This is a genomic window from Paraburkholderia sp. Ac-20347 (genome assembly GCF_017104805.1).
In the GTDB taxonomy this organism is placed as follows: domain Bacteria; phylum Pseudomonadota; class Gammaproteobacteria; order Burkholderiales; family Burkholderiaceae; genus Paraburkholderia; species Paraburkholderia tropica.
This window is the reverse complement of sequence record NZ_JAAGPN010000331.1, coordinates 1-7,574: the sequence shown is the minus strand read 5'-3', so window position 1 is coordinate 7,574 and position 7,574 is coordinate 1. Positions and strand designations below refer to the sequence as shown.

Here is a 7,574-nt window from a genome sequence, read left to right as displayed (position 1 = left end):
GGAGCGGGGCGCGTGGGTCGGGGCGGCGGGCGTCGGGCATCGAGGGCGGGTGAATCCGGTCGGTGGCAGAGAAGGGTTGCATAGCGCGTCGTCGAGCGTCGTCGAGCGTCATCAAGCCTCGTCGGGCATTCGAGCATACCGCGCGACGGGCGCCGTCCGTACGCCGGCCACGCGGCGCGGTCTCGCGTGCGCGCCCGTGTCGCGCTCCGATGACCGCACCGGCGCGGCATCCGCGCGACTGAGCGAATCATCCCGCGCGGACGTCAGGCGCGGGCGCCCTTTGCGGGATTGGCCGCCTGTGCGCGATACTGTGAGGCTCAACGCAACGGATTATTCGGCACATGGCGCATTTCGATGTATTCAACGGCGACGCGGACGGCATTTGCGCGCTGCATCAGCTTCGACTCGCCCGGCCGCGCGAAGCCACGCTGGTCACCGGCGTGAAGCGCGACATCGCGCTCGTCAAACGCGTGGACGCGCACGAAGGCGACTCGCTCACGGTGCTCGACATCTCGTTCGACACCAATCGCGAAGCGGTCAACGCCTTGCTGCACAAGGGCGTGCACGTCGAGTACTTCGACCACCATCACGCCGGCGACCTGCCGGCCAACGTCAATCTGATCGCCCATATCGACACCACCGCGCAGGTCTGCACGAGCGTCCTGGTCGACCGTCATCTGGGCGGCCGCCATCGTCCGTGGGCGATCGCGGCGGCGTTCGGCGACAATCTGCCCGCCACGGCGCAGGCGCTCGCGCGCGAGTCCGGCCTCACGGACACGCAGACGGAGCAGCTCCGCGAACTCGGCGAGTCGCTCAATTACAACGCTTATGGCGACAGCGTCGACGATCTCTTCATCGCGCCCGCCGCGCTTTACGAGGCGATCAAGCCTTACGCCGATCCGTTCGAGTTCATCGCCTCGGCGCCGCTGATGCAGCGTCTGTCGGCCTGCCGTCGCGACGACCTCGAACTGGCCCAGGAAATCACGCCGCTGGTCGCGTTCCAGTACGGCAGCGTCTGCGTGCTGCCCGACGAACCGTGGGCGCGGCGCGTGCGCGGCGTGTTCGCGAACGTGCTCGCGCTCGAAGAGCCGTCGTGCGCGCACGCGGTGCTCAGCGTGAACGCCGACGGCAACTACGCCGCGAGCGTGCGCGCGCCGATCGAGCGTCCGCGTGGCGCCGACGAGCTGTGCCGCGCGTTCCCCGGCGGCAACGGCCGGGTGGGCGCGGCGGGCATCGACTGCCTCGCCTCGGACAAACTCGACCAGTTCTGCACCGCGTTCGCGCGCGTGTTCGGCGGCGTCAAAACCCGCTGAAGCGCGCACGTTTGAGCCTCAGGTCGGGTTTCAGTCCGCGCCGCCCGGCTGCGGCGTGCGCGAGCGCGACCAGCGCCAGTTCTTGATCTCGGGCATGTCGTCGCCGTATTCATCCACGTAGCGGCGATGCTCCGCGAGCTTGTCGTGCAGCGTCTGCCGCAGGTGCGCGGCGCGCTGCGCGAGGCCTTCCACGCGGTCGATCACCGCTTCGCAAAGGTGGAAGCGGTCGAGCCGGTTCACCACCGTCATGTCGAACGGCGTGGTCGTCGTGCCTTCCTCGATAAAGCCGTGCACGTGAATATTCGCGTGATTCACGCGCCGGTAAGTGAGGCGGTGAATCAGCGACGGATAGCTGTGATGCGCGAAGATCACGGGCCGGCTCACGGTGAACAGCGCGTTGAAATCGGCGTCCGACAGACCGTGCGGATGACGGTCGGCCGGTTCGAGCGTCATCAGATCCACCACGTTCACGACGCGTATTTTCAGATCGGGCAGCCAGCCGCGCAGCAGATCGACGGCCGCGAGCGTCTCCAGCGTCGGCACGTCGCCCGCGCAGGCCATCACCACGTCGGGCTCGCCGCCTTCGTCGTTGCTCGCCCATTGCCAGATGCCGATGCCGTCCGCGCAATGGCGGATCGCCGCATCCATGTCGAGCCACTGCGCCTGCGGCTGCTTGCCCGCCACGATGATGTTGATGCGGTTCCAGGTGCGCAGCACGTGATCGGTCACGGCGAGCAGCGTGTTGGCGTCGGGCGGCAAATAGACGCGCACCGTGTCCGCCTTCTTGTTCACCGCGTAATCGATGAAACCGGGGTCCTGATGGCTGAAGCCGTTATGGTCCTGACGCCACACGTGCGACGTGAGCAGGTAATTGAGCGAGGGCAGCGGCCGCCGCCACGGAATCTCGCGGATGATCTTCAGCCACTTCGCGTGCTGGTTGAACATCGAATCGATGATGTGAATGAACGCCTCGTAGCACGACATGAAGCCGTGCCGCCCCGTCAGCAGATAGCCTTCGAGCCAGCCCTGGCAGGTGTGCTCGGAGAGAATTTCCATCACGCGGCCGTCCTGCGCGAGTTGCACGTCGTCGGGCGTGGTGTCGGCGAGCCACGTGCGCGAGGTCACGTCGAAGACGTCGGACCAGCGGTTCGAGGCGGTTTCGTCGGGGCCGAAGATGCGGAAGTTGCGCGTCGGCAAATTCACGCGCATGACTTCGCGCAGGAACGCGCCCATCACGCGCGTGGCTTCGGCGTCGACCTGACCCGGCGAGGGCACATCCACGGCGTGGCGCTCGAACGCGGGCACGCGCAGTTCGCGCACACGTCCGCCGCCGTTCGAACGCGGATTCGCGCTCATGCGCCGTTCGCCGCGCGGAGAGAGCGCGGCAATCTCGGGCGCGAGGTGGCCGTGCTCGTCGAACAGTTCCTCGGGCCGATAGCTGCGCATCCAGCTTTCGAGCAGCGCCAGGTGACCGGGCTTGGCGATGTTCGCGAGCGGCACCTGATGCGAGCGCCACGAACCTTCGGTCTTGAGTCCGTCGACGGTCTTCGGGCCGGTCCAACCCTTAGGGGTCCGTAGCACGATCATCGGCCAGCGCGGCCGTTCGATGGTCGCCTGCGGATCGGCTTCGGCCTGCGCGCGCGCGGCTTGCTGAATGCGCGCGATCTCGTCGAACACCGTATCGAACGCAGCGGCCATCAACCGATGTCCCTCGACGGGATCCTCGGTTTCGACGAACACGGGCTCGTAACCGTAGCCGCGCATCAGCGAAGCGAGTTCTTCGTCGCCGATGCGCGCGAGCACGGTCGGCCCCGCGATCTTGAAGCCGTTCAGATGCAGGATGGGCAGCACCGCGCCGTCCGTCACCGGATTGAGGAACTTGTTCGAGTGCCACGCGGTGGCGAGTGGACCGGTTTCGGCTTCGCCGTCGCCGATCACGCAGGCCACGATCAGGTCGGGATTGTCGAACACCGCGCCATACGCATGCGACAGCGCGTAACCGAGCTCGCCGCCTTCGTGGATCGAACCGGGCGTCTGCGGCGCAACGTGGCTCGGAATCCCGCCCGGAAAGCTGAACTGCTTGAACAGCACGGCCATGCCTTCTTCGTCCTGCGGCACGTTCGGCCAGGTCTCGCTATACGTGCCTTCGAGCCAGGTGTTGGCGACCACGGCCGGGCCGCCGTGTCCGGGCCCCGCGAGAAAGAGCAGATCGAGATCGCGCTCGTTGATGACGCGGTTCAAATGCGTGTAGAGAAAATTCAGGCCGGGCGTGGTGCCCCAGTGGCCGAGCAGGCGCGGCTTCACGTGCGTGAGTTGCAGCGGTTCGCGCAGCAGCGGATTGGCGAGCAGATAAATCTGGCCAACCGAGAGATAGTTCGCCGCGCGCCACCAGGCGTCCATGTGCTGCAGCTGTTCGTCGGAAAGCGTCGGGCGGGAAGACGGGGTGATGGGCGTGATGGGGCTCATGCGTGCTCCTGTGGCGCGCGGTGGCGCGGCATGGGACGGATCGGCGCGCGAGGGCGGTCGCGCGCGAGAGGGCTGGATTGCGGATGTCGCGACGCAGGCGAAGCGCCGCGCGGGCCGTCGGCGGGCGCTCGCATGCCAGGCGTTGGCGTGGCGTCGAGGCTCGCGCTATGGTGCCACGTTCGATGGAAGCGCTTTCGCTGAGTGTGCGTTTGGTGTGCATCCGGCGTGCGCTGCGGAGCGCACTGCAGCGGACGCGCTCATCGCGGCGCGCGAGCCGACCGCGTAACATGAACGATGCGTCCCCGTGCGCGATGTGCGGCGCACGGCTCTTCCGACGCGATCCCGCCACACGGCACCCAGCACGGCAAAAAAGCCAGGAGGACGACGATGCGAGCGATGTTGTTCGACGGCACGAGTCCGCGACTGCGCGAAGTGGATCTGCCCGATCCGACACCGCGCGCGGGCGAATTGCTGATCGACGTGGAGGCTTGCGGCGTGTGCCGCACCGATCTCCATGTGGTCGACGGCGACCTGACGCACCCGAAGCGGCCCGTGATTCCGGGCCACGAAATCGTCGGCACGGTGGCGGCGCTCGGCGAAGGCGTGACAGGCTTCGCGCCCGGCGACCGCGTGGGCGTGCCGTGGCTCGGCCACACCTGCGGCCACTGCCGTTTCTGCCTGCGCGGCCGCGAAAATCTCTGCGACGCGCCCGGTTTCACCGGCTACACGATCGACGGCGGCTACGCCGAACGCACCGTCGCCGACGCGCATTACTGCTTCCATTTGCCGCGCCAGTACAGCAGCGTCGCGGCGGCGCCGCTGCTTTGCGCGGGACTCATCGGCTATCGCACGCTCATGCTGGCCGGCGATGCGGACTGCATCGGCATCTACGGATTCGGCGCGGCGGCGCATATCGTCGCCCAGCTTGCGCGATATCAGGGACGCACGGTTTACGCATTCACGCGCCCCGGCGACACCGCCGCGCAGGACTTCGCGCGGCGACTCGGCGCGACGTGGGCCGGCGGCAGCGACGAAACGCCGCCCGAGCCGCTCGACGCCGCCTTGCTGTTCGCGCCGGTCGGCGCGCTGGTGCCCGCCGCGTTGCGCGCGGTGACGAAGGGCGGCACGGTCGTCTGCGGCGGCATCCACATGAGCGACATTCCGTCGTTTCCGTACGCGTGGCTCTGGGAGGAACGGCGCATCGTCTCGGTCGCGAATCTCACGCGCGACGACGGCACGGCCTTTATCGCGATCGCCGCGCGCCACACGCTCGACATCGAGACCACGACGTATCCGCTCGCGCGCGCAAACGAAGCGCTCGCCGATCTGCGTGAGGGGCGGCTAACGGGCGCGGCGGTCTTGACGATGCGTTGAGCGGCGCGCGATCGTCCTCATGTAGACAGTGCGCGCTGAAAGAGCGAAAGAACAAAACAGCGGGCGAACAGATTTTCGAATGCGCGAACGGGATGAGCCGTTCGCCGCGCATCATGGGCGAGGCCCGGGAGGTCACGATGTACAAGCAGATTCTGGTGGCGGTCGACGGTAGCCGCAGCGGACGCCGTGCGCTGGACGAGGCGATCAAGATCGCGCAGGCGACGGGCGGCGCGATTATCGCGTTGTACGTCGTGCAGCATCCGGCGCGGCTCGTCGATATCAGCTCGGGTTTTGCGGAAGAACAGACGCGTCATGCCGCCGAAGCCGATGTCGCGACCGAGGCGCTCGACGAAGCGAAGACCGCGCTCGCCGACGCGGGCGTGAATGGCAGCACGCGCGCGGCCGATTCGAACGGCGAGGAGATCGCGGCCGTCATCTACCGCATCGCGGCGGAGGAAGACGCCGATCTCGTCGTCATGGGCACGCGCGGGTTGTCGGGCGTGAAGCGGCTTCTGCTCGGCAGCGTCGCCGAGAGTTTTCTGCGCACGGCGGATCGCCCCGTCATGCTCGTGCGCAACGAGGATCCGCACGCGGCGTAAGCAGAAAAAGTCTCCGATCACTTCGGTCCGCGCCTGATGATCTGTCGGGAAAAAGACGGGCGCGCCCGACTGGCGATGCGTTTTGGCGTAGTGGAAATCCCAAAATATGACGTCGATCAGTCGTGTCACCGTCATGCGGCGCGCGGGCGCGGAGCTTCGTGCCTATGATGTGGGTTCGATCCCGTCGGCGCGGCAATAGGTTGTAGTCCGAACGATTGATTCGCTGCATCGCATCAAGACGTGTTTGTTGCGATGCAGCGGTCGGCAGTGCGCCGCCGCGAGTCGACGGGACCGCGATCGTCGCGTGCGCGCTTGTGCAGCGCAACGCGCGGCGGCGCATCCATGCCGCCCGGCGATGAGCCGGGTCCCGCACCATCGTGAGGACCTCGACCATGACCCAAGCTTCCCATCCGACGTTCGATGCATGCCGCACCAGCGCGTCCGCCGCGCTGCAACTGCTCGTGCATCAACAGCAATGGCGCGAGCAGGCGCTCAAACTCTGGCAACGCCGCCTCGAACGCGACCGCCATGCGCTCGAAGGCACGCTCGAATCGCTGCATGGCGCGCAGGACTGGAACGATTTTTCGGCGGCGGCGCAAACGGTCTGGCGCGACTATATGAGCGCGAGCGCGGCGCTCTGGCAGGAGGGCGTGACGGACTCGATGCAGAATGCGGGCGCATGGAGCGACAGCGTGCGCGACATGGCGCAGCACTGGCAGACGTCGCTCGAATCCTTGCAGCGTGCGGCGGTCGAGTCGAAGACTGGCGCGGCGTTGCCGATGCGCGAGTGGATGGCCGCGTTCGAGCGTGCGATGAACGGCGCGGCGGCGCAGGCGGCGGGCGCCGCGAACACGATGGCGCATGCGGCGAATGCCTCCGCGTCCAGTCCGGCCGCGGGCGGCGCGCGCGCGTCGAAGAAGCAGGAAGCCAGCGCCGACGGAGGTCAGCATGGACGCTGAGCGCATCGCTTTCGTCACCGGCGGCATGGGCGGGCTGGGCGCCGCGATCAGCCGCAGCCTCGCCGCGGCGGGCTTCAAGGTCGCCGTGTCGTGTTCGAAGGGCAACGATCACGTCGCCGCGTGGCTCGACGCGGAGCGCGCGGCGGGTCGCGCGTTCGAACACTACACGATGGACGTCGCCGATCACGACGACTGCGCGCGCACGGCCGAGCGCGTGCTCGCGGAGTTGGGCCGCATCGACGTGCTCGTGAACAACGCGGGCATCACCTGCGACCGCAGCTTCGTGAAGATGACGAAAGCCGATTGGGACTGCGTGCTGCGCACCGATCTCGACGCGCTCTTCAACGTCACGAAACCCTATCTGCCGGGCATGCTCGAACGCGGCTACGGGCGCATCGTCAACGTGGGTTCCGTGAACGGTTCGCGCGGCGCGTTCGGGCAGACCAACTACGCGGCGGCGAAGGCGGGGCTGCACGGTTTCACGAAATCGCTCGCGCTCGAAGTGGCGAAGAAGGGCGTCACGGTGAACACGGTGTCGCCGGGCTATCTCGCCACGCAGATGGTCGAGGCCGTCCCCGAAGAGGTGATGAAGACGCGCATCCTGCCGCAGATTCCGGTCGGCCGTCTCGGTCGGCCCGAGGAAGTGGCGGCGCTGGTCGCGTTCCTTTGTTCCGACGACGCGGCGTTCATCACGGGCGCCGATATCGCCATCAACGGCGGGATGCACATGCAATGAAGCCGACGAGGACGCGCAGCGCGCTCGCTCAACCGCGTCCGCCGCTGAGCGGCGCCGAGAGTGGCACAGGGCGCGAGACGGCCGGTGCGATGGCGCCGCGAGCGACGGCCGCGGACGCGCCGCCGCC

At 67.7% G+C, this 7,574-nt stretch carries 6 protein-coding genes; 5 read left to right on the top strand and 1 reads right to left on the bottom strand.

The window, feature by feature from the left end; genetic code table 11:
- Window positions 1-341: 341 nt before the first annotated feature.
- Window positions 342-1,313 (top strand): acetyltransferase, encoded by a 972-nt coding sequence (locus tag G3N97_RS34405; protein WP_205997326.1) that lies wholly within the window; start codon window positions 342-344, stop codon window positions 1,311-1,313.
- A 30-nt stretch (window positions 1,314-1,343) separates the two neighbouring features.
- On the opposite strand, the gene G3N97_RS34400 is transcribed toward G3N97_RS34405, so the two are convergent.
- Complete coding sequence (locus G3N97_RS34400; protein WP_205997325.1) at window positions 1,344-3,779, bottom strand: phosphoketolase family protein; 2,436 nt, start codon at window positions 3,777-3,779, stop codon at window positions 1,344-1,346.
- A gap of 387 nt (window positions 3,780-4,166) precedes the next feature.
- Here G3N97_RS34400 and G3N97_RS34395 point away from each other — a divergent pair, with 387 nt between their 5' ends.
- The 4 genes from G3N97_RS34395 (at window position 4,167) to phbB (ending at window position 7,447) form a co-directional block, all read left to right on the top strand.
- A complete protein-coding gene (locus tag G3N97_RS34395) occupies window positions 4,167-5,153 on the top strand; it encodes a zinc-dependent alcohol dehydrogenase family protein (RefSeq protein ID WP_205997324.1) in 987 nt (328 codons plus the stop codon).
- Between the two features lie 137 nt (window positions 5,154-5,290).
- Complete coding sequence (locus tag G3N97_RS34390) at window positions 5,291-5,752, top strand: universal stress protein (protein ID WP_205997327.1); 462 nt, start codon at window positions 5,291-5,293, stop codon at window positions 5,750-5,752.
- A gap of 392 nt (window positions 5,753-6,144) precedes the next feature.
- A complete protein-coding gene (locus G3N97_RS34385) occupies window positions 6,145-6,711 on the top strand; it encodes a hypothetical protein (protein WP_205997323.1) in 567 nt (188 codons plus the stop codon).
- Complete coding sequence (phbB, locus tag G3N97_RS34380; protein ID WP_205997322.1) at window positions 6,701-7,447, top strand: acetoacetyl-CoA reductase; 747 nt, start codon at window positions 6,701-6,703, stop codon at window positions 7,445-7,447. Before G3N97_RS34385 ends, phbB begins: the two co-directional genes overlap by 11 nt.
- Window positions 7,448-7,574 lie beyond the last annotated feature (127 nt).

Coding starts and splice junctions, on each gene's coding strand:
- G3N97_RS34405 (WP_205997326.1), top strand. CDS start 342: ATGGCGCATTTCGATGTATTCAACGGCGACGCGGACGGCATTTGCGCG.
- G3N97_RS34400 (WP_205997325.1), bottom strand. CDS start 3,779: ATGAGCCCCATCACGCCCATCACCCCGTCTTCCCGCCCGACGCTTTCC.
- G3N97_RS34395 (WP_205997324.1), top strand. CDS start 4,167: ATGCGAGCGATGTTGTTCGACGGCACGAGTCCGCGACTGCGCGAAGTG.
- G3N97_RS34390 (WP_205997327.1), top strand. CDS start 5,291: ATGTACAAGCAGATTCTGGTGGCGGTCGACGGTAGCCGCAGCGGACGC.
- G3N97_RS34385 (WP_205997323.1), top strand. CDS start 6,145: ATGACCCAAGCTTCCCATCCGACGTTCGATGCATGCCGCACCAGCGCG.
- phbB (WP_205997322.1), top strand. CDS start 6,701: ATGGACGCTGAGCGCATCGCTTTCGTCACCGGCGGCATGGGCGGGCTG.